Genomic DNA, 22,457 nt, shown 5'->3' with positions numbered 1-22,457 from the left:
CATCAGGCCTTTCTGGCAAGGGGATGAACCTTGCCGGTATGTTCGTTTCCAACGTAGACGCCGAAATTACCGAGCACGCTCTCGGTCGCATAGCGCTTCAATACGTCGATCGTTGATGGTTTTGCGATGCTGTCGGCGGGCAATGCACCGAGGGGAAAGAAATGCCCGGTCCGGGACTCGCCATCACCGAGCGCGCAGCGATAAATGATGTGCTGGATGCCGGCGGCCCTATCCTCGTAGACAGAGTAGATATAGCCGACCGAGGCTGAAAGCCCAGATATGGCGGCGAGATGTGCCTGTAAGACATCAGGGCCCTCACCGGCGACCAGCGGGCACGAGGGGAGGAGGAACTTGCCGTTGCCGTCGCTCACAAGCAGGACCTGACCATCGCGTTCGGCGACTGCGCTGACGAGAACCGGCGTGTCGGATGCCGCAGCCGAAACCGCCTTCTGGGCGAGCGCTGCGGTGAAGTAGCCGCCACGGGCATAGCCGAGGCCGTTTGCGTTGCCGTTCTCGAATGCCTCGACATGACCGATCAGGATCACGTGATCGCCCGCATCGATGACATTGTGTGTCGCGCAGTCGAACCATGCGGCGACATCCTCGAAAACCGGTGAGCCGTGCGGTCCGCTTTGCCATTTCAAGCCGGCGAAGCGATCGTCCGACGGCCGCGCGAAGGTATTGGAGATGTCCTTCTGCTGCTCGGCGAGGATATTGATCGCAAAGCGGGTCGCCTTGGTGAAGTTGTCGAAGTTCCTCGAGGTCTTGGCAAGGCAGACCAGCAGCAGCGGCGGATCGAGCGAGACGCTGGCGAAGGAATTGGCGGTGAACCCCACCGGTTCGCCGTCGGCACCGTGGGTTGTGACGACAGTCACGCCGGTCATGAAGGCGCCGAAGGCGTCGCGCAATGTCCTCGGATCAATGATCGTGGTCATGATGGTTTCGCCTCCCTACTAAGCCATTCCTTCAGAATTTCATTGACCACGTCGGGTGCGGTCAGGTTGACCATGTGGCGGTGGCCGGCAATGATTTTGGCAACCCCGTTCTGGGCTGCCTTTGCCATCACCTCGGCCATTTCAGCCGTCGAGTTCGGATCGTCCTCGCCGGTCAGGAACAGGGCGGGACACGAAATCCGGGGCCAGGCATCGGCATAGGTCGCGTCGCCATCGGCAAAGGCGGAATATGCAGTCGCATAGCCTTGGCGATCTATCTGCTTGAGCCAGGAACCCGTCAACCTGTAGGCTTCGCTGGTCACTTCTTCCTCTGAAAACCAGCGCTTGAGCGGCGCTTCCGGATCGATCTGGCCATTCTCGATCTGGGCGGCACGCAGCCTGACTGCCGTCCGGGCCGTCGCATCGCGCTTGTAGACTGCGTTGAGCAGCGCCACACGGCGAATGGTGTCGCCGAACCTGGCGGCAGCGCCGCCGGCGATCAGCGCACCCATGGAATGGCCCGCGACGTTGGCCTGTTTGATATCAAGTTCATCCAGGAAGGTGCCGAACCAGGCGACGAAATCGCTGAGCGTCGAGGAGGATGGGATCCGCTCGCTTGCGCCATGGCCCGGCATATCAACCGCGATGACCCGATGGGTGTGACGGAGCGCGGCAATCTGCGGCGCCCACGCTTCCAGCCGCATGCCGACGCCGTGGACGAGTACGAGTGCTTCGCCCGAACCCGTCTCGACATAAGCGACGCCGCTGCGCGTCTTAGACCGCTGCGGGATTGTCAACATTGTGGCCAAGTTCCTTGAGGTCCTGGTAGCGGTCGCCGATCCGGTGATGCGGACGGCCGCCGACGGAAGCACCGAGCGCCACGACGATCTCATCCGGCGCCGGGGCATCGGAGATTGCGGTCTGGATGGTGAGGTAGTGCGACCGGCGGCCTTCGTCGTTCTTGTCCATCAGCGGAATCATGATGGGGGCGTTGGCCGGGCCGCGCGTGTTGCAGAAGGCGAGGTAGGATTTCGCGCCGACTGCCTCGCGATAATGGTTGCCGAAGCGAAGCGTGTGGATCAGCGCCGAGGCATGTTCGATTTCGCCTGACGTGCCGACCACCGCTGCCTTGCCATAGGCCTCGACGGCTTCACCGGAACCGACGGCGTCGAGGATCATGCCTGTGAGCAGTTTGCCGAGGATTGGTGCTGCGGCGTGGACTTCGGGCCTCAGGTCTTCGACGAAGCTTTGCCCCGCCCAGGGGTTTTTCACAACGGCGATCGCTGCATAAAGCGTCAACGGGGCGGCGGCTTCCTTGCCGCCCTCGATGAAAGTCTTTTCCACTGTCAGCAGTGTTTTGCGGATGGCAATCGTCATGAGGTATTTCCTTGTCTAATTAAGCGATGGTATCATGGTATACCATATGATCGAGTGTCAAGCCCTTGTCAGTTCCTTTTTCTGCGTTTATGAAAAGCCATGAACAAAACAGTCTCTGATATCGCGTCCCTCAAGATCGTCAGCCCACCCGTGACGCTGCGCGAAATAGCGCTTGAGCGCATGCGCGATGCGATCATCTCCGGCCTGTTTGCACCCGGCCAGCGTTTGGTGGAGCGCACGCTTTGCGATCAGCTCGGTGTCAGCCGCTCTGTGATCCGCGAAGTGATCCGCCACCTTCAGGCGGAGGGGCTGGTGGACATCGCCAAACAGGGCCCGGTGGTCGCCAGCATGGACTGGCACGGCGCACGGCAGATCTACGACATCAGGGCGGCGCTGGAATCGTCGGCGGTCGCCGATTGCGCCCGCGCTGCAGACATCGAGACCAAGGACAAGCTGAGACTGGTCCTCGATGAACTCGACCAGAACTCACGCAGGAACGAGCCGCCGACGGTCCTTGACGTGACGACCCGCTTCTACGAGATCATTTTCGCTGCCGCCGGCCACGACATTGCCTGGGAAATCGTCTCCCGACTCAACAGCCGCATTTCGCGGCTGCGTGTCATGACGCTTTCAACCACGAACCGGAGCGTTTCCGGTCCGGCGCAACTGCGCGAGATTTTCGCGGCGATCGAACGCAACGATCCGGATGCGGCGGCCAAGGCCTGCCGCGAGCACATTGCCGCCGCCGCACGGCTTGCCGAGTCGCTGCTGCAGAAAGAAGATTGAAACCTAGGCTGCCAGCAGCCGGTTAATGTTGATGCGTGTGTGTATGCGTACTCAGTTGGGAAGAACGCCCGGCCGTCCAGAAATTCCGTCTCAGCTGCGGCAGATTGTCGAGCGATCCCGCCGCAGTGTGTGCGTGCTCTCTTCCGCGGAAGAGAAGCACGTGCGCTTGCCGCTTCTCTGTCTTCAGCGTGATAAAGCGCATCTCTGGTCGTTGCGCGGCGACAACAATCGCTTCGGCACAGCATGCCCCGCAATAACTCTGCGGAATTGCACCCGAGACAGCTTCTTGCGGAACTTCAGCTCCCCGGTCATCAAGGCTCCATGCACCTGGAACACGTTCTTTGCCAGGTCGATCCCGATCATTGTCCTGTTGTCATCTTCGCCGTCCTTCCATCCCGTTGGATTTAGACCGACTATTCTCCTATAGGAGTTGTCGGGTGGGTAGGGCGGCAACCACTCCATCTATTTAAACGCCATGAAGGATCGGCCTTCATCGGACCTCCTCCAGTGACCTCAAGAAAGCTATAAGATCTGCTCTATCCTGTGCGTCCAGGCTCAAAGCGCGAAGTTCACTATGGCCCACTGGCGCCTCTTTGGCCGCAACATAGTGATCGACCACATCAGATAGATTTTCGATTTGCCCGGCATGCATGTAAGGCGGCCGCCCCGCGACCCCGCGCAATGACGGTGTTTTGAACGCGCCTATCATCGATCGATCTTCTGTTACGAGAAAGCGCAATTCAGTGCACTGATCAGGTTCGGCATCACTATATCGACCAAGGCAATTGAACATGTCCTCTCCGAGGAGACGCGCACCAGTCGCACGCCCTCGATCCTGAGCCTGCCCTTTAGGTTCAGAGACGCCCGTATTGTGGAAGTAGTTGTCCGTAAACAGCGGCCCGTTGTGACAAGTGACGCATCGGCCTTTCCCCACGAAAACCCTCAACCCTTCAATTTCCTCCTTGTTTAGTGACCCAGGCGCGGGAAATGCCGGCGAGGCGATCCAGTCGTCAAACCGGGTCCTGGGAGGTGTGATCGTTCGCTCGTAGGCGGCTATGGCTTTTCCAATGTTAGCGAATACAGCGTTCACACTCTCTTGGTCCGCTTCATCGAGTTCTTGCCAAGCCGATGCGGATTTTGCCTCTGCTATAGGCCCTGCGTCAGCGGGCAACGACACCATATCTGGAAGGGCGCCGAAGAGCGCTTCGTAACTGTCCCGGTAGTATGCTGAGATAAGGTGGGCAAACATGGTACGGTTTCCGCCATGTTCCACTGCGCTTTCGAGCGGCCCTAGGGCTTGCGCCCAAAGGCTGTCCTTGCGACCGTCCCAGAACAGGAAAGGACTGTACGCCATCCCGGCGATCGGCATTGTTCTACGACTCGTCTCGCCAACTCCATGCGCCAATGGACGGTCGTCCTGAAACTGTCGGTTCGGCAAGTGGCAGGTCGCACAGGCGACCTTGCCGTTCGAACTCAGTCGAGTATCGTGGAACAATGCACGGCCGAGTTCAATTGCGCGCGGATCATCGGCTACCCTGTTCGACGGGTCCTCAGGGATAGGTGGCAAGGCATCCAGCGAGAGGGAACGTGCCAGCGCAATTTCCTCCTCACTCCAGGAAACGCCTGATGCCATCAAAAAATCAGCCGAGTGAGCGTGGATGCTGACCGCGAGCAATGACAGAGCCAAGACGATCTTACGCATCGCGGCGCCCCTAAAGTACAATATTGAATGTAACCGTATCGACACCGGGCGACCCATCAATCGAAAGGTTAATCGTCCACCAGCCTTGCATATTGAATTTAATGCCCTCGATGAGGAAACGACCATCGCCGAACGACCTTGTGACGGTCGGCGCGGTCGGCAAGCCATGACCATGTTGGGGCATGCCGCCCTTGATGCCGATGGCAGCCTTTTTGATGGGCTTGCCGCTACTGTCGGCCAGAGTGAGGACCCACGCGTGCATGCGTCCGACCACCACAGGTTCATGTTCGGGTTTTATTGACGCACTATAAAGGCCTGCAAGCGTCTGCTTCTTGAGCGCGAGGTCGAGTTTTTTTGGTACGCTGCGGGAAAACAGCCCCGCAGCTGTGGTCGTAGCAACGAAGACGGCCGGCATTCCAAACAAGATGGCGCGGCGTGACAGATGGGGAAACATAAACGACCTCCGAGAGAACATTGAGCGCATTCGATATAGTCCCGGCGGATGTCTCGCTTGAACGAAACGGCTAAGGTGATCGCGAGTGAAGCGGTGGTCGGACTGGAGAGCTTTCGCAAAGATGGTCGTTAAAGTAGCAAAAGAAGGGCGAATAGCGCTTTGGGAGGGGGCCAGCCTTTGGGCATTCGACGTGCCGCCACAGAGCCAGCCCTTGGCGGGCCGCATGCACTCACACCATGCCTACCAACTTACGCTCGCTGCTGGCGGGGTCGTCGGTATCCGGACGGCTCAGGGACTTATCCCGGGACCAATCATACTTACTGCGCCAAACATCCCGCACGCCATCGAGCCAATGGGCCGGATTGCCCTCCTGTTCGTGGAACCTGAGAGTCGCGCCGGTGCGAGCCTCAAGCAGTTGCTCGAAGGCGCTCCATATAAAGGCCTTCCTGACCCAACCGGCCGTGAGGCGCATCTGGCAGAAATCTGGGCGCACCCGCCACCAACCGACGACGCTTTTATCGCAATGGGCAGGTGGATACTCGAGCGGACCATCGGTTTACTCGCTCAGGTCGAGGTTCTTGACCAAAGGATCATCAGAGTGTTGGATTGCTTGGACGAGCATGTGGAGACTGCTCTATCTGCGTCTGAGGCTGCAAGTATGGCCTGCCTGTCAGAAAGCCGCTTCAGTCACCTCTTTGTCGAGCAAGTCGGTTTGCCTTTTCGAACCTTTGTCCTCTGGCGACGCCTCATGCGTGCTGTTGAGCATATTGCGAGCGGAAAGCAGCTTACAGAGGCGGCCCACAGCTCTGGATTTGCTGATTCCGCACATTTCAGCCGGACATTTCGACGTATGTTCGGCGTTTCTGCAGCATCGCTCAACCTCAAATCCGTAAAGAAATAGCCGTTTCGTACAAGCGGAAGATCGCGAGCGCAGTTTAAGACGTCGCCCTTGTAAGGATCTCGCATGGAGTTGTGCCCTGAACAGTGAACTGGCTGCATCACGGCGCCTACCCTGCATCACGCGAGCCGTTAAAGGAGCCAGTCATGCCCCACAAACGATGCGGCCAAGTAACGCCGGCGAACATCAAAGAAGGCCACAACCAGGCGATCGATCGCACGTTACTGCGCTTGTCAGCGGCGCTACTCGTCTCAGGACAAGTCCTTTTCATCTTTGTCAGTCAATTCCACGCTCATCGAGAAGCAGCCAACGACCATTTTGCGGTGTTCGCGGAGTATGCGGATGATATTGTCTGGACTGGGGTCCACCTGGGGCAGTATGTCGGGATGGCGCTTATGCTCGCCGGACTGCTCACGCTCTCGACCGCACTTGATTTTCAAAAGGGTGTCAGCAGATGCATTGTTCGGTTTGGTGCTGCATCGACCGTAGCTGCGTTCGCGCTTTACGGAGTGTTGCAGGCCGTGGATGGCATTGCGCTCAAGCAAGCGGCGCATGCCTGGGCCACCGCTTCTAGCTCCGAAAAGCTGGAGCGCTTTGCCAACGTCGAAGCGATCCGCTGGCTCGAATGGGGCGTAAGGAGCTACCAGGATTACGCGTTGGGGATCGCCCTGCTGCTCTGTGCAGTCGCCCTGGCTCAAAGCAAACTCGTTGCGCGATCGCAAATATCCGTCATGGGGTCCTCCGGCATGAGTTTTCTGATGCAAGGCTGGGTGGTTGGCACGGAGGGGTTCACTGAGAAACACACGATCCTGATCGTGCTTTCTCTCGCGCTCAACCTCGTGTGGATGGTCTGGCTTTTCTTCTCCGTCTGGCGAACTGAACAACGTGGGCGGTTACGGTTTGGGTAACCCACATTGCAGGGCACAGTTACAAAGACGAGCAGGAACGGACAGTGTGTACGGATCCTCTTGAACCAGCAGGCGAAATCGAACAAGCCACCAACAACGGAACTCGCCGCTGTTTTCGGTAACAGTGAAAGGCGGGGGCTCTTCGTCCCATCACATCCTCACAATTTGCGATAGGGTCTTACAGAACATAAAGCGGGGAATATTATGAGGCCGAAGGGGAACTACTCCAACGCAAACGCCACAGTTGCCTTTGTCGACATAGCTGGGTTCAGTGCAATCGCCGACGTCTATGGAGACGCGTCTGCGATTTACACCCTCGAGCTTTTCGAGAACATGGTTGGGACCTCCCTCGAAGGGTACCAGCCGCCAATCAAATGGATTGGTGACGAGGCGATGCTCGCCTTTCCGGCACCCGATATGGCTATTCAGGCACTTGGCGCACTGTTGCAGGCGTGCCGCAATGAATCGGGATTGCCATTGACGCGCGCTGGAGTAAATCATGGGCCAATCATCCGTAGGGATCACGATATTTTCGGATCGACTGTAAACATTGCGGCCCGCGTTGCCGCACGCGCTTCCCCCGGTCAGTTGCTCGCCACTCGCCCAATTGCTGAGGCCGCTCAGGCTGGAGGTATCTTGGTCAAGACGATTGGCCCGGCAGCACTTCGATCTGTGGCAGGCGAAGTCGACCTGTTCGAGATCGAGCTCGCGCCCTCGGTAGATCCGACGTGGATCGATCCCGTCTGCAAGATGCATGCACCTTATTCGCCCTATAAGCGAGCAGCGTGTGAGGGCCCCTGGTTCTGTTCACCACTGTGCGAAGAGGCTTACAGAAGGTCGCCACAGACTTACTCGCTCACTCCATGAACATGTGCAGGGGGCAGTCAATCCACTGCCTGTCCGGAAACACGCCAATGTAAACATCGTCCCCTTCTATAGCCTTACATCTTGAAGCAAACCGGCTCGTATGAGCAGGCAAGTTATGCCATCCAGGACACCCCCGATTTGGTCGTGCAACATTATGGGCGTTTTCTGCCTCAAGATAAGGCCGCGCTGGCAGCGAAGATCCTAAATAGGGTGTGGGAGGCCGCGTAAGCCGACCGCAGGTGACGCCGTCTCTCTCATCCGGAACCGGCCGGTCCCACTGATCGGCGCAAGTGCTGAGTATCGGCGTCATCAACTTCACATGTGCATCTACGGTTGGCATCGTAGGTGAAGTTGGTTTCGACATTGTTGGCATACTCGATTGTCGTGGTCTGGCCATCGAGCTCATAGGCCATGGACGAAATGGGCTCATTCTGATCTGGCTGAAAGTTTGCGACAGGCCCCGATTGACAGCACCTTCTATTTGTAAACAGTATTGCCCCAAAGAAGCGAAAAGTGTGGGGAGGAGACACCATGCTGATCGGCAAGGCGGGACCGGCGACGACGTCGATCAGCACCGCTGATGCGGCAAGCGTGACCGTGCGCGGTAAGGACTTGTGCTTGGATCTGATGGGTCGGCTTTCCTTCACCGCCTATTTTTACTTGCTGCTGACCGGTCGCGAGCCCACCGAAACCCAATGCTATTTCCTCGACCTCTTGCTGGTGGCGATCGCCGAACATGGCCTTGTGCCGACCAATCAGGCAGCAAGGATGACCTACGCCGCCGATCCGTCGTCGCTGCAGGGCGCGGTCGCTGCCGGCATTCTCGGCTGTGGCACGATCGTACTGGGCACCTCGGAACTCTGCGGCAGCTTTCTGGCCGATGTCAGAAACAGGATGTCAGAGCAGGGGCTCGACCAAGCGGAAGCCGTGAAGCTGATTGTCACGCAAATCCGTGCCGCGGGCGGCAAAGTGCCCGGATTCGGTCATCCGCTCCACAAGCCGACCGATCCTCGCGCTGAGCGTATTTTCGAGTTGGCAGACGCTAGGGGTGTGTCCGGCATCTATGTCGGCCTTGCCCGCGAAGCGACCAAGTCCGTCGAAGCGGTTTGGGGCAAGCCGCTGCCGATGAATGTATCGATGGCGATTGCCGCCGTGCTGCTCGACCTCGACTTTCCCCTGGCGATGATCAAAGCCATTCCCATACTGGCTCGCACCGGTGGGCTGCTTGCCCATCTCGCGGAAGAGCAGGAGCACCCGATCGGCTTTCTCTTGGCCGCGCATGCGGAGGAAGCGATCAGCTATCATCCGGGAACCGGTCCATGATGCACAGCCCCGCCGTTGAAACATTGCCTTGGGATCGGCAGTTCGCGGCCGATGACGGGCTCTACCGCGCCCAGATCGCCTACCTCGTTGCGAGGTCTGCGTTCTATCGCGACAAACTGACGGATTCAGGCTTCAGGGATGCCGCCAGAGTCGGAGGTCTCGCCGACATCGCAAATCTTCCCATGACCGAAAAGGACGAACTGCGCGCGAGTCGCACCGCTGACAATCCGATCGGGACGCATCTGGCGTCGCCCATGAGCGAGGTCGTCCGCATCTATTCCACCAGCGGCACCACCGGTTCCCCGAGCTATATCCCGCTGAGCCGTTCCGATCTTGGAAACTGGATCGAGACCTCCTGCCGCAGCTACGCCGCCTCCGGGGTCACAAAGGGCCAGAAGATCGTCTCGACCTACAACGCCGGACCGTTCGTCGCCGGCGTCACTCTCGACGCCTTCAATGCGCTCGACCTTTGCCAAATCCCTGTCGGCGCCGGCAATACCGAGCGGCTGATGGCTGCAGTTCAATTGCTGAAACCCGAAATCCTGGCGCTCACGCCCTCGTATGCGCTGCACCTCGCCGAATGGGCTGAGACACACGGCATCGATATTGCGAATTCGAGCATCAAGAGCATCCTAGTCGCCGGTGAGCCAGGGGGCGGCGAACCCGCGCTGCGCGGCCGGCTTCAGGCGGCCTGGGGAGCAAGTGTCACCGAAGCCATGGGCATCGGCGACATTTCGGTTTCCCTTTGGGGCGAATGCGAAGAGCAGTCGGGCATGCACTTCTCCGGTCGCGGTTTCGTGCATTTTGAATTGATCGATCCGGAAACCGGTGCGCCCGTGCCGCTCGAAGATGGCGCTGAAGGCGAGCTTGTCTATACGCATCTTCAGCATCAGGCCGCGCCATTGTTGCGCTTCCGCAGCCGCGATCACGTTCGCCTGCATATCGGCAGATGCGCCTGTGGTCGCACGGCCCCACGGGTGCGGTGCATCGGCCGCACGGACGACATGCTGATCGTACGCGGCGTCAACATTTTCCCGACCGCATTGCGCGAGGTTGTCAATCGGTTTCAGCCCGATGTCAGCGGCGTCATCTCCATCCGACCAAATGCAAAAGGCGTGAAACAGGCGCCGCCCCTGCCGGTCACCGTCGAACTTGCCGAAGGCGCCAGTGCAACAAGCGATCTGGCGGGCCAGATAAAGCAGCTCATCCGCGACGTTCTGCTGGTGACGACCGAAATCGAATTGGTACCCTGGAATACACTGCCACGCAGCGATTACAAATCCAAGCTGGTCGACTGGACTCGTGCAGCGACCTGAGGAGGAGACGATGAGGAAACTGCAGACACAAGGCGTGCATCACATAACGATTGTCGGCGCCGACCGTCAGACGTCGATCGATTTCTGGGAAGGCATTCTGGGCATGCCGTTCGTCTTTGAGCAGCCCAATCTCGACAAAGCCTCGGAAAGCCATCTCTATTTCGATCCCGGGGATGGACGGCTGATCACGATCTTCACGGACGAAAGCCGCAAGCCCGATCCGAAACGCACGCCGACCGAAATCGGATGCGTCCATCACCTTGCCTTCGCCGTCTCTCAGGCGACGTTCCGGCAGGCGGTAGAGCGCCTGGACGAGCGGGGAATAAAGCATTCGGGGCCCAAGGATCGCGGCTTCATGGATTCGATCTACTTCGAGGACCCGCTCGGGCTACTGATCGAACTGGCATCCTACCGGTTCGAGCCGCCGTTGGGCTACAGTCACGGTGATGTCATGCTTGAGGCCCACAAGATCCGGGTGGCGCGCGGCGACTACAACATTGCCGAAATCCACCTTGCCGATGCGATCGAGAGCCTGACCGCGCGCCACCGCGGCAGCCTGTCGGCGGACCGCAGCCCGAAGAACCCGTACCCCATCGCATGACAAGACGAAGCTAGCTCTCGCTCAAAGCAGCCAATGGAGGAAACGATGAAACTTTATATGCATCCCGTGTCGCAAACCAGCCGACCGATCCGTTTGCTCATCGCCGAGAAAGGCCTCGATGTCGACGAGGAGGTGGTCGATCTCATGGTAGGCGCCCACCATCAGGAACCCTTCATAACGATCAATCCGAGCCGCCAGGTGCCCGTTTTCGAGGATGGCGACCTCCGGATGACCGAGTGTTCCGCCATCCTGAAATACCTCGCCGACAAATACGACATGCCGGAATATCCGAAAGATCTGAAAGCGCGCGCGCGCGTCAATGAGATCATGGACTGGTTCAATACCGGCTTCTATCGCGACTGGGCTTACAACATGGTCTATCCGCAGGTCTTTGCGCATCACAAGCGGCCGACCGAGGATGGCCAGAAGGTGGCCGTCGAATGGGGACGCGACAAGGCAGGCTTCTGGCTGCAGGTGCTCAACGATCATTATCTCGGCAAGGGCAACAAATACCTGGCCGGCGACAAGATCACCATCGCCGATTACATGGGCGCAGGCTTCGTCGCATGTGGTGAACTTGTCCGTTACGACCTCTCGCGCTTCCCCAATGTCCAGGCATGGCTGGGCCGGATGAAAGCGCTTCCACATTGGGACGAGGTCAGCAGCGTCATCACCGGATTTGGCACATCGATGAAAGATCAGGTCTTCGTTACCTGACCTTTGTTTTTTGTTTGGGCTGGCCGTCGCGCACCAAGGTCACGTCGAATGTGGTGCCACCCAGCCCTTCAGTAGGTCGCGCGCCCGCCGGAAAGATCGAACACCGCGCCCGTCGAGAAGCTGTTTTCCTCCGAAACCAGCCAGGAAATCATCGAGGCAGCTTCCTTCATCTCCAGAAACCGGTTGCGCGGGATCTTCGAGAGCATGTAATCGATGTGCTCCTGGGACATCTGGTCGAAGATACGTGTCCGAGCCGCTGCCGGCGTCACGCAGTTGACGGCGATGTCAAGTCCCGCCAGTTCCTTGCCGAGTGACTTGGTGAAGCCGATGACGGCGGCTTTCGAGGCGGAATAGGCGGAAGCGTTCGGGTTGCCCTCCTTGCCCGCGATCGAGGCGATGTTGACGATGCGCCCGTAATTGTTGGCCCGCATGCTCGCCACCACCGCCTTGTTGACGTGGAAAGTGCCGAGCAAATTGATATCGACGATCCGGCGGAACTCCTCGACCGGATAGTTCTCGACTGTCGCGTTGGCCCCGGCGATACCAGCCGAATTGACGAGGATATCCACCTTTTCGAAAGCCGCGAGTGTCTGCTGCATGGCCCGCTCGACGGAGTTCCAGTCGGCAATATCTACGCCAAGCGCTATTGAACCATTGCCGAGACGCTCGGCCATGCCGGACGCCAGTTTCTGGTCGACATCCCAGATTGCGACGCGCGCGCCAAATGCGGCGATGCGCTCGGCAACGGCGCCTCCTATACCCTGTGCGCCGCCGGTGATAATGGCGGTTCTGTTTTCGAAATTCATGAAATTAATCCCAATGTGCGGTCGCAAGAAAGTCAGTTGGCAAGCGGTCGGTAGGCGATGGCCTCGATCTCGATCGCGGCATCTATCATCAGCCTCGATTCAACCGTCGAGCGGCTCGGCGGATTGTCTGGGAAATAGCTGCCATAGACCTTGTTGAAGGCCGGAAAATCATCGCGATTGGCCAGCCATACCGTGGTTTTCACCACATCGGCGAGAGAGCAGCCGGCGGCCGCCAGCCTGTCCTGGATATTGGCCATGGTCTGGCGCGTTTCCGCCTCGATGCCGCCTGGCACGATTTTGCCGTCCGGACCGAATGCGACCTGGCCGGAGACGAAGACGAAATCGCCGGCGCGATAGGCCTGCGAGAACGGAAGCGCGCCTGCGCCCAGGCCGCCAAAACTCTTTTTCACGAAACAATCCCCCAGTTAGAAGCAGGTCGAAATCGCCGAAACGACCTTGTAGTCATCGTCGACGACAGAAATGACGCGCCATTTGTCAAACGTCAGGCAGGGATGGGAAATCCCGAAGCCGATGAAATCGCCTATGGCGAGAGGTGTATCGACAGGCACCCGAAGGAAGAGATGCTGGTCGTTCATCTCGATCGCTTCATAGCCTTCGCCAATCGGAGTAGCCGGCAGTTTTGCGCCCGGCCGCAGCCAGGCGAAAGGAACCGGTAGGCCTGCGTCGTGGGTGGCGTCGCGTTTGCCGAGCGTGACGATTGCAAGGCTCGGCTCCGGTCGCGATTGCACGTAGCTCCAGACTTCGAGCGCCGGCCGCAGCGGTTCGCGGAGCGACTTTGCGACCTCGGACCTTTGCATGAGTTGGTCTGCGAGCTTGCGGTACATGTTCGAATCGTGGGTCAGGTAACAACCGGAACGGATAACGACGCGGAATGAACGCTGAAGGCCCGCCGATCCGAACGTACCCGCAACCAGGTCGAAATAGGCCGACCCTCCGGCGCTCAGGATGATTTCCTCATCCGCCAGCAGGCCTTCCTGCTCGCAAGCCAGCGCGATATCGACGAGAAATGCCAGAAACCGACGAATCGACGCCGCGGCCTCCTCCGGGTCCGGACTTGAGATAACTCCCTCAAAGCCTTCGACGCCGCGCAGGCTGAGATAGGGTTTGTGAGCCGCCACCGCACGCGCCACCCGCATGGCGTCTTCAAGCGTCCTGCAGCCCGTGCGACGGTTGACCACTCCGCCCTCGATCAGCACCTGCAGTGGCCGGCCGGCCTTGCGCCGACGCGCTGCGGCGGCAAGCGCCTCGACATTTTCGACGCTGTCGACCAGGCAATAGAAATCGACCGCCGGATTGGCCGCGATCTCGTCGAGCACGTAGTCCATGCCCGCCTTGCCGACGAGCTGGTTGGCAAACACGATCCGGTCGACGCCGAAATGGCGCGCCATCTTCACCTGGTGGATATTGGACAAGGTGATGCCCCAGGCGCCATCGTCGAGCTGGCGACGAAAGAGCTGCGGGCTCAGCGTCGTTTTGCCGTGCGGCGCGATCGAAGCGCCGCTCGCCGCCAGAAATGAGCGCATCCACTGGCTGTTGTGTTCGAGCGCGGATTGCCTGAGGACCGCACATGGCATCGGCAGGGTCTCGTCGAACAGCGACAGCCCCTGTTTGCCGATATCGGCAACGGCCATGGATTCCCAGCCCGCGGGAAGCCCCTTCTCGAAGGGACTGGTGGTAATTTCGGAAATACGCTGCGTGTCCATCATTCAAAACCGTGGTGAAGTTTGTCGGAATTGCCCCCCACCAGCCGCCCGGCCCTTTCCAGAACGCCGGCACCGGAGACATAGGACCTTACTCCGTTCACGAAGACGGAAACAATGCCGTCGGAATATTGCAGGGGCTCGTCATAGGTGGCCTTGTCGATAATCCGGGCCGGATCGAAGACGACCAGGTCTGCGAACGCGCCGGCACGGATTTCGCCACGGTCTCGCAGCCGGAAGACGCTCGCCGTCAGGCCCGTCATCTTGTGGATCGCGGTTTCGATGGAAAACAATCCTTCGTCGCGCGCATAGTGGCCGATCACGCGCGGGAACGTGCCCCACAAGCGCGGATGGGGATGGGCATCATGCGGCAGCCCGTCGGATCCGATCATGGTCAGGCGTGAGGACAGCACACGCCGGACATCGGCCTCGTCCATCTGGAAATAGATCGCCCCGGCCGGCTGCAGCCGGCGTGCCGTCTCGTGAATGTCGACACCCCATTCCGTGGCGATGTCGGTCAACGCACGCCCCTGCATCTCCGGATAGGGCTGCGACCAGGCAATATGGATCGGATAGGTGTCGGTGACCAGTTCCGCCCGCAAATAGGTCGAGCCGGCCGAATAGGGATAGGCGTCGAGGTTGACGCATTGATGCTCCGAGGCGCCTTCGATCTTCGGCAGGGTTTGTTTGGTGCGGCCCCAATTGTTCACGCCCGCGCATTTGTGGTGCGAAATCACCAGAGGTATGTCGGCCTTGCCGGCCGTCTCCAGCGTCTCGTCGATGCTGTTGAGAATATCGTCGAATTCATCCCGCATATGCGTCGCATAGACGCCGCCCCTGCGGGCGAAACGCGCGGCGATCGGCACCACCTCATTGATGTCGGCAGCGGAATTGGTCGGGTAGAACAGCCCGGTGGACATTCCGGTTGCCCCATTGTCCATCGCCTCGTCGGCCAAGGAGCACATTGCGGCGATCTCGCTGTCGCTTGCCCGCTTCTCTATATCCTTCATCGTCGCAAGACGCAGCGCGGAATGGCCAACCAGGGCGGCGACATTGACCGCCGGCCGCGTGCTGTTGACCCGACTTGCATAGGCCGCGAAATTCGCAAACTCATAGGCCTGCGAGCCGCCCAACAAAGTCATCGGCGGCGGAGGATCCTTGTCGCCGAAGATGACCGGCGCAAGCGAGATGCCGCAATTGCCAACGACGACCGTGGTGACGCCCTGGCTGATCTTCGGCAGCATATCGGGCTGGTCGAGCACCAGGCGGTCGTCATGGGTGTGGGAATCGATGAAGCCGGGCGCGAGCGCCAGTCCCCCGAGGTCTTCTTCCACAGCACCCGAACCCGCTGGAATCGAGCCCGCTGACCCGACCATCGCGATCCGCTCGCCCTTGATTGCCACCTCCCCAAGGAAGGAAGCACGGCCGCTGCCGTCGAAGATCAGCGCGTTTCTAAAAACCCGGTCATATCCCGGGACCTTTGTGTTTGGCTCACCCGTCATCAGGTCACTCTTGTGGTTTGGAGTTTTTCATCAGCGGCGTAGGATCCGTGGTCGGCGTCGGTATTGCGATGCCGATGCTGGCGACGGTGTAGCGAACACGCCGCAAGGCCTCGAGGCTACGCTGGCCAAGCCGCGCCGCAACACCGGCCGCGATCGTGTCGATGACCGCCATGAAGGCGTAGCGGGACGGCGTCGGCAAAAGCACGTTGTCGTCCTCGGAGACCTCGATCGGGATAACGACCTGCGCCACCTTTGCAAGCGGTGTGTTCGGCCGTGTCAGCGCTATGGTCCTTGCACCGAAATTGCCGGCGATCTCGACCGCCTGGACGACCGACTTCGAACGGCCGCTGTTGGAAATGGCGATCACGGCATCTTCGGGCTGCAGCGTTGCAGCCGACATGCGTTGCTGATGTCCGTCGGCGTAGGAAATCGTGGGAATGCCGAGCCTGAAAAGACGCAGCCGCGCGTCGTCGGCCAGGCTCGCGGAGCCGCCGCCCTGTCCATAGATGTCGATCCTGCGGGCGGATGAGAGAATTTCCATCGCCTGCTCGACCGCCTTGGTGTCAAGGCGATCCAGGCTGTCGCGCACGGTATTGGCCGCTCGCATCATCACCATCTGCGCCAGCTGGCCGGTATCGTCGCGAAACACCCGGTCGCTGCGCAGATAGACCGCGGCCACGGTGAGCGTCGTGGCAAGGCTGATCTTGAACTCATTGAACGACGAGCAGCCGATCGAGCGGCAAAATCGCGTCACCGAAGGCTGGCTTACGCCGGCTCGCTCCGCCAGTTCGGCGATCGTCATCAGCGTCGCAGCTTCCATGTCGGCCTGCACGGCTTCGGCAACCCGGCGCTCGGCGGCACTGAGATTGGGTTCCGCCCGCTGAATACGCGAAACGACATCGATAGCCACCGACGGCGTCGATTTGTCGGACTTGCTCATGACTGCGCACGACGCTTGCGAGGGACGGGTGCGCCCGCAAATTCGTTGACCATCCTGACGTTTCTCCCCAGCTGCGCTCGCATGAGATACGAGCTTTGCTTCCTTTATCTAGAAACAAAATTACATGTTTTATGCGCATCTTCAAGAGGGGATTTCATGAGAAATTTCTCGCGTCGGACAGTGCAATTGAAGGCAAATCCTCCATCTCTATGAGGTTATCTATATGTTTTTACACATTTATAATGTGAAATTTACTTTCAAAAACTTTTGAAGACCCCACAAAAAATAGCGCTTGCAATTCCTGAGATATGTAACATAATTTCAGAAATAGAGGGAACCGGACAGCCGGTCAGCATGTGAACTTTGGGAGGAGGCGCATGAACGCTTCGACTACATACGAGCCGCGCAGCTCTGCTGCGGGGACGAAGATGACTGTATCCAGTGCGTCAAAACACTACGCCACGCGCAGCGGCACGGTTCATGCGCTCGATCGTGTTTCGCTACAGGTGCGCGAGGGCGAATTCCTCTGCATTCTTGGTCCTTCGGGTTGCGGAAAATCGACTTTGCTCTGGTCCATGGCCGGCCTGCACAGCCTTTCCAACGGCGAAATCCGGCTCGGCTCGGACAAGATCGAGAAGCCGCATCCCGAGATCGCCATGATCTTCCAGGAGGCAAATCTCCTGCCCTGGCGCAATCTCGAGAACAACATCGCCCTGCCATTCGAACTGAAGCGGACCCGGCCGGACAAGGCGCGCATTGCGAAACTCCTCCAGCGGGTCGGGCTCGCCGGATTCGAGCACAAGTTTCCCCGCGAACTGTCGGGCGGCATGCAGCAGCGCGCGTCGATCGTGCGCAGCCTCGCAGTCAATCCGTCCGTATTGTTGATGGACGAGCCTTTCGGCGCCCTCGACGCGTTCACCCGCGATGAAATGAACCTGCTGATCCAGGAAATCTGGATGGAGACGGGCAAGACCATCATCTTCATCACGCATTCGATCGCCGAAGCGCTGTTTCTGGCCGACCGGATCGTCGTGATGTCCGCGCGGCCGGGCCGGATCCAGGAAATCGTCGACGTCGATTTCCCGCGCCCGCGCCCCGTCTCGATTCAGTCGACGCCGGAATTCATCGCCCGCGTCAACGACATCAAGGCCATGATCGACCACCGCAAGGCCTGATGGCTGCGAGTTGAAGAGAGAAGAAGACATTGGATAGCCAGCTACAAGATCAGATCCCGACTTTTGGCGCCAAGCAGGGTGCCGATATCAGTCTGTCGGGCGGCCTTTCGTCCCTGACTTCGGGAGGCAGTCGCACCGCATTCGAAACGTTCATCATCATCCTCGTTGCGGCCGTCATCATCGGCGGCGCGGAGTTGCTGATCACCCTGTTCGAAGTACCGCAATACATCCTGCCGAGGCCGAGCCAGATCGCCGTCGCCCTGGTCAGCGAGTGGAAATTCATCTGGCCGCATCTGTTGGTCACACTCTATGAGCTGATCGTCGGTTTTGCGATCGGAGCATCGATCGGCTTCCTGTTGGCGGCGATCATCACGCAATTTCCCTTCATCGAAAAGATCGTCACACCTTACATCCTGCTTTTGGTGACCACGCCGATGCTGGCTCTGGTGCCGCTTCTGATCCTGCGCCTGGGGTTTGGTTCCGAGCCCCGCATTATCGCCGTGGCGCTGGCATCCGGGCCGATGGTGATGATCAACTCCGCGACGGGATTCCGCCGTGTCGATCTGGCCAAGATCGCGCTTGCGCGTTCCTTCGGCGCCTCGACCTTCCAGATTTTCACCAAGATCCGCATCCCAATGGCCATGCCGATGATCATCGTTGGCCTGATGGTCGGGTCCATCTTCGGGCTCCTGACAACCGTGGGAGCCGAAATGGTCGGTGGCGCCGAGGGGCTAGGCAATCGCCTCAACTACTATTCATCGATGATCCGCATGCCGCAATTCTTCGCAGTGATCACGCTGCTCGCGACCATCGGTATCTCGATTTACGTCTTCTTTTTCTGGGTCGGAAAAAGATGGGCTAGCTGGGACGCCTGATTAAGGGAGCCCATTCATTTTTAGGGAGGAGCTGAACATGACTAACTTGCATACCATGTCCACCATGCACCGCCGCAGGTTCTTGCAATTGACCGGCGCCGGGGTCGCAATAACCGCCATCGGCGGGGTGCCAGCCTTCGCGCAGTCGGCGCCGGTGCGCTGGGTCTCTCCACGCGGCACGCTCGAGGTCGTCGACGACTTCGGCTACTGGGTCGCCAAGAAAATGGGCTATTTCGGCGATCTCGAAACGGTCATCGAGCCAGGCCCGCAGGACGGCACCGCGACCGTCAAGCTGGTCGACCAGAACCAATCCGACTTCGGCTATCCGTCGCCGGGCATTCTCTCGCTCGGTCTCGAGCAGGGCATGAACCTGGTTTCGGCTTTCCACATCATGGCAGGCGACGTGTTCGACTTCGCTTTCCAGAAGGGCAAGGCGCCGGCGGACCTCAAGGGGCTCGAAGGCAAGACGATCGTGCTCGGCTCGGCCGGCTGGCAGTCGATCACCGATCCGATGCTCGCCGCAGCCGGCGTGGATCTGTCCAAGATCAAGTATGTCGAGGTCAGCGCTTGGGGCCAGGCTCTGGCTCAGGGCCAGGCCGATGCCGCGCTCTCATGGGAAGGCCTGCGTGCCCAGTGGCGCGGACAGGGCCTCGATTTCGACTATCTGCTCGGCAAGAACACGTCGGTATTCCCGGCCAATTCCTTCATCATCCGCAAAGCCGATCTCGATGACGCTGCCAAGGTGGCCGCTTACGAGAAATATCTGCGCGGGTGGGCGATGGGTCTCGAATTCGCTTGGCAGAACCCGCGCGCAGCCACCCAGATCGCCATGGAGCAGTTCCCGGGACTGGCGTCGCAGATGAACCCGGCGGTGGCAACGGAATCGTTGATGCAGCAGCTTGGCCTGATGCACGCGCATTGGGACAGGCGCAATGCCTGGGGCTTCCACCTGATGGACAGCTGGCAGACCTACTTCGATGCCATCGCCAAAATCGGCCAGGTCAGCAAGGTGTTCAAAGCCGAGGACGTTGTGACGAACCAGTTCGTCGCGCCGGCCAACGATTTCGACCATGCCAAGGTGAAGGCGGATGCCGACGGCTACAAGCTGGCGGGCGACTACGAGACCGTCGACGTCGAAGCCATTCGCACAATTCTCTGACGCATCCCGTGGGGCGGCCCATGCCGCCCCACGCCTGTTCCAATTGCGAGGCGCGCATGTTTGTCTTCGATCACGTCGGCATTACCACAACAGATAAGCAACCACAGGAAGACTGGGTCGAGCAGAGCAAGATCTGGGTCACCAATCCGCGAAATCATCCCGAACATATCGAGTTCCTACGCTATCGCGACGATAGCACCGTGCCTGCGATGGTGCGCGACAATCCGCATGTCGCCTTTCGCGTCGATGCGATCGAGCCATTGCTCGCCTCCGTCGACGAAATTCTCATCCCGCCATTCATTGTCGGTGACTTCCTCGAAGTCGTGTTCGTGCTCAAGCACGGCACCGTCTTCGAATACATGCGCTACCTGAAAGACGGCTGGTTCGACAATTGAGGACGGACAATTCCATGAGTTCTGCAAAAGGACGCTATCGCGCGCTCTACACCTATGCCTGGGATCTCGCGGAAGCCGGGGTCGATGCTGCAGTCAACGAGTTCCAGCGCCTTGGACTGGAGACCGTCACCATGGCGGCCTCCTATCACGCCGGGAAATTCCTGCGACCGCATGGCCTGAACGGCAAGGTCTATTTCCCCGATGACGGGACGGTCTATTTTCGGCCCGATCCGTCTCGCTATGGCGGCCTGAAGCCGGTGGTAAACCCGATCGTCGGTCAGCGCGACGTGCTGCGCGAGCTGTGCGAGCGCAAGGATGTCGCCACCAATGCCTGGCTGGTGCTGCTGCACAATTCACGGCTCGGTCTAGCCAACCCCGACATGTGCAGCCAGAACGCCTTCGGCGACCGCTACATTTACAGCCTCAGCCCATCGCATCCCGATGCACGTGCCTATGCTGTCGGGCTCGCGCGCGACGTGACCGAAAACTACAATGTTCGCGGCATTTCGATGGAAAGCCCGGGCTTTGCGCCCTATGCGCATGGCTATCACCACGAGTTCTCGCTGTTCCGTCACAATCGCTGGATGGATTGCCTGTTAGGATTGGATTTCTCGCCGCACGCGATCTCTCGTGCCAAGCAAGTCGGCATCGATGCCGAAAGGCTGCGGGCACAGGTCGCCGAGGATCTGCAATCCTATCTCGCCAGCGACATCGACTTCCCCGACGACATGGCCGAAGCCTTCTGGCTGGCCGACGTGCAAGCGGACGGCGACCTTCGCCGTTACCTGGATTTCCGCAGCAACGAAGTCACCTCGCTCGTTCAGGAAATCCGCGCCGCCGTCCGCCCCGACGCCGAAGTCGCGGTCATTCCATCGGTCGCCCGGCCGACCGGCGGCGCATGGTACGAAGGCAGCGACCTCAAGTCGCTCGCCGAAACGACCGGCATCATCGAAGCCTGTTTCTACGAGCCGAGTGCTGCGCGCATCCGGTCCGATCTTTTCGACATCAAGCGTCGCCTGCGCGGGACCAGCGCCATCCGGGCGATCATGCGGCCGGCCCATCCGGACCTCAACACGAAGGCGGAATTCCTCGACGCGGTCGCCGGTCTTCGTGACGGCGGGGTCACGGAGTTCGCTTTCTACAATTGGGGTCACCTTCGCCGCTCCAACCTGGAGTGGATCGGCGAGGCGATGAGAATGCTTCCATGAGGTGCCTGTTATGACCAATACCTTTTTAGACAAGACCGTCGCGATCACCGGAGCATCGGGAGGGATCGGACAGGCGCTCTGCCGTCAGCTTGGCGCGCGCGGCGCAAGGATTGCAGCACTCGACCGAAGCGATGCGGTGTTGGCTTTCGCCGATCAGCTGAACAGCGAAGGCATCGAAGCCAGGGGTGCCATCGCCGACATTACCGATCAGCATGCCGTCGCTGCTGCATTTGCTTCCTTTGGTGACGTACACGTGCTCGTCAACAATGCCGGCTTTTCGGACCAGGGCACGCTCGCCGTGACGGACCCGGAGGGATGGCGGCGCCATGTCGATGGCAATCTGAACGGGGCCTACAACTGCGTGCATGCGGTTCTACCGCAAATGGTCGCGCGCAAGGCCGGCTCGATCGTGACGGTCGGTTCCGTCAACGGCCTCGGCGCGCTCGGAGATCCTGCCTACAGCGCCGCCAAGGCCGGCCTGATCTCGCTGACCCGGGCACTCGCCCTCGAATATGGCCGCTACGGAATCCGGGCGAACATCGTGCTGCCCGGTACCGTGCGCACCCCGATCTGGACCGAACGCATCCGCAAGGATCCTGACGTGCTGAAGCGGCTCGAGCGCTGGTACCCGCTTGGGCGCGTCGCCGAACCCGAAGATGTCGCCGAGGCAATCGTGTTTCTCGCATCCGACGCCGCGCGCGCCATCACCGGCGCTGCACTTCCGGTCGATTGCGGGCTGACCGCCGGCAACATCGTCATGGCGCGCGAACTCACACTGGAAGATTTTTAAGGAGG

General features: G+C 59.7%; 25 protein-coding genes. 14 read left to right on the top strand and 11 right to left on the bottom strand.

What is annotated here, in order from left to right; genetic code table 11:
* Positions 1-2 precede the first annotated feature (2 nt).
* Genes JJB09_RS15805 through JJB09_RS15795 form a run of 3 tightly spaced genes read right to left on the bottom strand, consistent with a single transcriptional unit; the run spans position 3 to position 2,309 of the window.
* Positions 3-938: a flavin reductase gene (locus JJB09_RS15805; protein ID WP_201660338.1), complete on the bottom strand. Its 936-nt coding sequence runs from the start codon at positions 936-938 to the stop codon at positions 3-5.
* Positions 932-1,732, bottom strand: coding sequence for an alpha/beta fold hydrolase (locus tag JJB09_RS15800; protein WP_201660045.1), 801 nt, complete (start codon positions 1,730-1,732; stop codon positions 932-934). Before JJB09_RS15800 ends, JJB09_RS15805 begins: the two co-directional genes overlap by 7 nt.
* Positions 1,707-2,309, bottom strand: coding sequence for an amino acid synthesis family protein (locus JJB09_RS15795; protein ID WP_201660042.1), 603 nt, complete (start codon positions 2,307-2,309; stop codon positions 1,707-1,709). The genes JJB09_RS15800 and JJB09_RS15795 overlap by 26 nt, the downstream gene beginning before the upstream one ends.
* 99 nt (positions 2,310-2,408) lie before the next feature.
* Between JJB09_RS15795 and JJB09_RS15790 the strand changes: the two genes are divergently transcribed.
* Positions 2,409-3,095: a GntR family transcriptional regulator gene (locus tag JJB09_RS15790; protein WP_201660039.1), complete on the top strand. Its 687-nt coding sequence runs from the start codon at positions 2,409-2,411 to the stop codon at positions 3,093-3,095.
* A 183-nt stretch (positions 3,096-3,278) separates the two neighbouring features.
* On the opposite strand, the gene JJB09_RS15785 is transcribed toward JJB09_RS15790, so the two are convergent.
* The 3 genes from JJB09_RS15785 to JJB09_RS15775 form a co-directional block, all read right to left on the bottom strand.
* Positions 3,279-3,458 carry a hypothetical protein gene (locus tag JJB09_RS15785; protein ID WP_201660036.1) on the bottom strand — a complete coding sequence of 60 codons (180 nt, stop codon included), beginning with the start codon at positions 3,456-3,458 and terminating at the stop codon, positions 3,279-3,281.
* 127 nt (positions 3,459-3,585) lie between these two features.
* Complete coding sequence (locus tag JJB09_RS15780) at positions 3,586-4,797, bottom strand: cytochrome-c peroxidase (protein WP_246748750.1); 1,212 nt, start codon at positions 4,795-4,797, stop codon at positions 3,586-3,588.
* Positions 4,798-4,807: 10 nt separating this feature from the next.
* Positions 4,808-5,251, bottom strand: a complete 444-nt coding sequence (locus JJB09_RS15775; protein ID WP_201660030.1) for a FixH family protein — start codon at positions 5,249-5,251, stop codon at positions 4,808-4,810.
* A gap of 121 nt (positions 5,252-5,372) precedes the next feature.
* On the opposite strand from JJB09_RS15775, the gene JJB09_RS15770 reads away from it, so the two are divergent.
* The 7 genes from JJB09_RS15770 (at position 5,373) to JJB09_RS15740 (ending at position 11,881) form a co-directional block, all read left to right on the top strand.
* The gene (locus JJB09_RS15770) at positions 5,373-6,152 is read left to right on the top strand and encodes a helix-turn-helix domain-containing protein (RefSeq protein WP_201660027.1); all 780 of its coding nucleotides are present in this window, start codon (positions 5,373-5,375) and stop codon (positions 6,150-6,152) included.
* A gap of 143 nt (positions 6,153-6,295) precedes the next feature.
* Positions 6,296-7,057 (top strand): hypothetical protein, encoded by a 762-nt coding sequence (locus JJB09_RS15765; RefSeq protein WP_201660025.1) that lies wholly within the window; start codon positions 6,296-6,298, stop codon positions 7,055-7,057.
* A gap of 204 nt (positions 7,058-7,261) precedes the next feature.
* On the top strand, positions 7,262-7,924 hold the full coding sequence (locus JJB09_RS15760; protein WP_201660022.1) for an adenylate/guanylate cyclase domain-containing protein: 663 nt from the start codon (positions 7,262-7,264) through the stop codon (positions 7,922-7,924).
* Positions 7,925-8,455: 531 nt separating this feature from the next.
* On the top strand, positions 8,456-9,247 hold the full coding sequence (locus JJB09_RS15755) for a citryl-CoA lyase (protein WP_201660019.1): 792 nt from the start codon (positions 8,456-8,458) through the stop codon (positions 9,245-9,247).
* Positions 9,244-10,563, top strand: coding sequence for a phenylacetate--CoA ligase family protein (locus JJB09_RS15750; RefSeq protein WP_246748749.1), 1,320 nt, complete (start codon positions 9,244-9,246; stop codon positions 10,561-10,563). Before JJB09_RS15755 ends, JJB09_RS15750 begins: the two co-directional genes overlap by 4 nt.
* A gap of 10 nt (positions 10,564-10,573) precedes the next feature.
* Complete coding sequence (locus JJB09_RS15745; protein ID WP_201660016.1) at positions 10,574-11,164, top strand: VOC family protein; 591 nt, start codon at positions 10,574-10,576, stop codon at positions 11,162-11,164.
* Between the two features lie 45 nt (positions 11,165-11,209).
* The gene (locus JJB09_RS15740) at positions 11,210-11,881 is read left to right on the top strand and encodes a glutathione S-transferase family protein (RefSeq protein WP_201660014.1); all 672 of its coding nucleotides are present in this window, start codon (positions 11,210-11,212) and stop codon (positions 11,879-11,881) included.
* A gap of 68 nt (positions 11,882-11,949) precedes the next feature.
* On the opposite strand, the gene JJB09_RS15735 is transcribed toward JJB09_RS15740, so the two are convergent.
* From JJB09_RS15735 to JJB09_RS15715, 5 genes are read right to left on the bottom strand one after another with little or no spacing between them, the layout of a single operon-like run.
* Positions 11,950-12,696, bottom strand: a complete 747-nt coding sequence (locus JJB09_RS15735) for an SDR family oxidoreductase (RefSeq protein WP_201660334.1) — start codon at positions 12,694-12,696, stop codon at positions 11,950-11,952.
* 23 nt (positions 12,697-12,719) lie between these two features.
* Positions 12,720-13,097 (bottom strand): RidA family protein, encoded by a 378-nt coding sequence (locus JJB09_RS15730; RefSeq protein WP_343229039.1) that lies wholly within the window; start codon positions 13,095-13,097, stop codon positions 12,720-12,722.
* A 15-nt stretch (positions 13,098-13,112) separates the two neighbouring features.
* Positions 13,113-14,411 (bottom strand): amino acid deaminase, encoded by a 1,299-nt coding sequence (locus JJB09_RS15725; protein ID WP_201660012.1) that lies wholly within the window; start codon positions 14,409-14,411, stop codon positions 13,113-13,115.
* Positions 14,411-15,910 (bottom strand): N-acyl-D-amino-acid deacylase family protein, encoded by a 1,500-nt coding sequence (locus JJB09_RS15720; RefSeq protein ID WP_201660009.1) that lies wholly within the window; start codon positions 15,908-15,910, stop codon positions 14,411-14,413. The genes JJB09_RS15725 and JJB09_RS15720 overlap by 1 nt, the downstream gene beginning before the upstream one ends.
* Before the next feature lie 4 nt (positions 15,911-15,914).
* The gene (locus JJB09_RS15715; RefSeq protein ID WP_201660005.1) at positions 15,915-16,850 is read right to left on the bottom strand and encodes a MurR/RpiR family transcriptional regulator; all 936 of its coding nucleotides are present in this window, start codon (positions 16,848-16,850) and stop codon (positions 15,915-15,917) included.
* A gap of 377 nt (positions 16,851-17,227) precedes the next feature.
* Between JJB09_RS15715 and JJB09_RS15710 the strand changes: the two genes are divergently transcribed.
* The 6 genes from JJB09_RS15710 to JJB09_RS15685 are packed head-to-tail and all read left to right on the top strand — an operon-like array spanning position 17,228 to position 22,452.
* Positions 17,228-18,025, top strand: a complete 798-nt coding sequence (locus JJB09_RS15710; RefSeq protein WP_246748748.1) for an ABC transporter ATP-binding protein — start codon at positions 17,228-17,230, stop codon at positions 18,023-18,025.
* A gap of 29 nt (positions 18,026-18,054) precedes the next feature.
* The gene (locus tag JJB09_RS15705) at positions 18,055-18,900 is read left to right on the top strand and encodes an ABC transporter permease (protein ID WP_201660002.1); all 846 of its coding nucleotides are present in this window, start codon (positions 18,055-18,057) and stop codon (positions 18,898-18,900) included.
* A 37-nt stretch (positions 18,901-18,937) separates the two neighbouring features.
* Entirely contained in the window at positions 18,938-20,059 is a 1,122-nt protein-coding gene (locus JJB09_RS15700) for an ABC transporter substrate-binding protein (protein ID WP_201659999.1), read from the top strand.
* Between the two features lie 56 nt (positions 20,060-20,115).
* Positions 20,116-20,454 (top strand): hypothetical protein, encoded by a 339-nt coding sequence (locus JJB09_RS15695; protein ID WP_201659996.1) that lies wholly within the window; start codon positions 20,116-20,118, stop codon positions 20,452-20,454.
* 14 nt (positions 20,455-20,468) lie between these two features.
* Positions 20,469-21,662: a hypothetical protein gene (locus tag JJB09_RS15690; protein ID WP_201659993.1), complete on the top strand. Its 1,194-nt coding sequence runs from the start codon at positions 20,469-20,471 to the stop codon at positions 21,660-21,662.
* Between the two features lie 10 nt (positions 21,663-21,672).
* Positions 21,673-22,452, top strand: a complete 780-nt coding sequence (locus JJB09_RS15685) for an SDR family oxidoreductase (protein WP_201659990.1) — start codon at positions 21,673-21,675, stop codon at positions 22,450-22,452.
* The last annotated feature ends 5 nt before the right edge of the window (positions 22,453-22,457 follow it).

Origin of the sequence: Phytoamicus setariae, from assembly GCF_016722925.1 — a bacterium.
In the GTDB taxonomy this organism is placed as follows: Bacteria; Pseudomonadota; Alphaproteobacteria; order Rhizobiales; family Rhizobiaceae; genus Rhizobium_E; species Rhizobium_E setariae.
This window is presented reverse-complemented; position numbering and strand designations above follow the sequence as displayed.

Bases quoted from the DNA above. Each gene is read 5' to 3' on its own strand.
- JJB09_RS15770 (WP_201660027.1), top strand. From the start codon at position 5,373: ATGGTCGTTAAAGTAGCAAAAGAAGGGCGAATAGCGCTTTGGGAGGGG.
- JJB09_RS15775 (WP_201660030.1), bottom strand. From the start codon at position 5,251: ATGTTTCCCCATCTGTCACGCCGCGCCATCTTGTTTGGAATGCCGGCC.
- JJB09_RS15710 (WP_246748748.1), top strand. From the start codon at position 17,228: ATGAACGCTTCGACTACATACGAGCCGCGCAGCTCTGCTGCGGGGACG.
- JJB09_RS15720 (WP_201660009.1), bottom strand. From the start codon at position 15,910: ATGACGGGTGAGCCAAACACAAAGGTCCCGGGATATGACCGGGTTTTT.
- JJB09_RS15700 (WP_201659999.1), top strand. From the start codon at position 18,938: ATGACTAACTTGCATACCATGTCCACCATGCACCGCCGCAGGTTCTTG.
- JJB09_RS15800 (WP_201660045.1), bottom strand. From the start codon at position 1,732: ATGTTGACAATCCCGCAGCGGTCTAAGACGCGCAGCGGCGTCGCTTAT.
- JJB09_RS15780 (WP_246748750.1), bottom strand. From the start codon at position 4,797: ATGCGTAAGATCGTCTTGGCTCTGTCATTGCTCGCGGTCAGCATCCAC.
- JJB09_RS15695 (WP_201659996.1), top strand. From the start codon at position 20,116: ATGTTTGTCTTCGATCACGTCGGCATTACCACAACAGATAAGCAACCA.
- JJB09_RS15765 (WP_201660025.1), top strand. From the start codon at position 6,296: ATGCCCCACAAACGATGCGGCCAAGTAACGCCGGCGAACATCAAAGAA.
- JJB09_RS15685 (WP_201659990.1), top strand. From the start codon at position 21,673: ATGACCAATACCTTTTTAGACAAGACCGTCGCGATCACCGGAGCATCG.
- JJB09_RS15760 (WP_201660022.1), top strand. From the start codon at position 7,262: ATGAGGCCGAAGGGGAACTACTCCAACGCAAACGCCACAGTTGCCTTT.
- JJB09_RS15745 (WP_201660016.1), top strand. From the start codon at position 10,574: ATGAGGAAACTGCAGACACAAGGCGTGCATCACATAACGATTGTCGGC.
- JJB09_RS15715 (WP_201660005.1), bottom strand. From the start codon at position 16,850: ATGAGCAAGTCCGACAAATCGACGCCGTCGGTGGCTATCGATGTCGTT.
- JJB09_RS15795 (WP_201660042.1), bottom strand. From the start codon at position 2,309: ATGACGATTGCCATCCGCAAAACACTGCTGACAGTGGAAAAGACTTTC.
- JJB09_RS15690 (WP_201659993.1), top strand. From the start codon at position 20,469: ATGAGTTCTGCAAAAGGACGCTATCGCGCGCTCTACACCTATGCCTGG.
- JJB09_RS15740 (WP_201660014.1), top strand. From the start codon at position 11,210: ATGAAACTTTATATGCATCCCGTGTCGCAAACCAGCCGACCGATCCGT.
- JJB09_RS15790 (WP_201660039.1), top strand. From the start codon at position 2,409: ATGAACAAAACAGTCTCTGATATCGCGTCCCTCAAGATCGTCAGCCCA.
- JJB09_RS15750 (WP_246748749.1), top strand. From the start codon at position 9,244: ATGATGCACAGCCCCGCCGTTGAAACATTGCCTTGGGATCGGCAGTTC.
- JJB09_RS15785 (WP_201660036.1), bottom strand. From the start codon at position 3,458: ATGATCGGGATCGACCTGGCAAAGAACGTGTTCCAGGTGCATGGAGCC.
- JJB09_RS15725 (WP_201660012.1), bottom strand. From the start codon at position 14,411: ATGGACACGCAGCGTATTTCCGAAATTACCACCAGTCCCTTCGAGAAG.
- JJB09_RS15755 (WP_201660019.1), top strand. From the start codon at position 8,456: ATGCTGATCGGCAAGGCGGGACCGGCGACGACGTCGATCAGCACCGCT.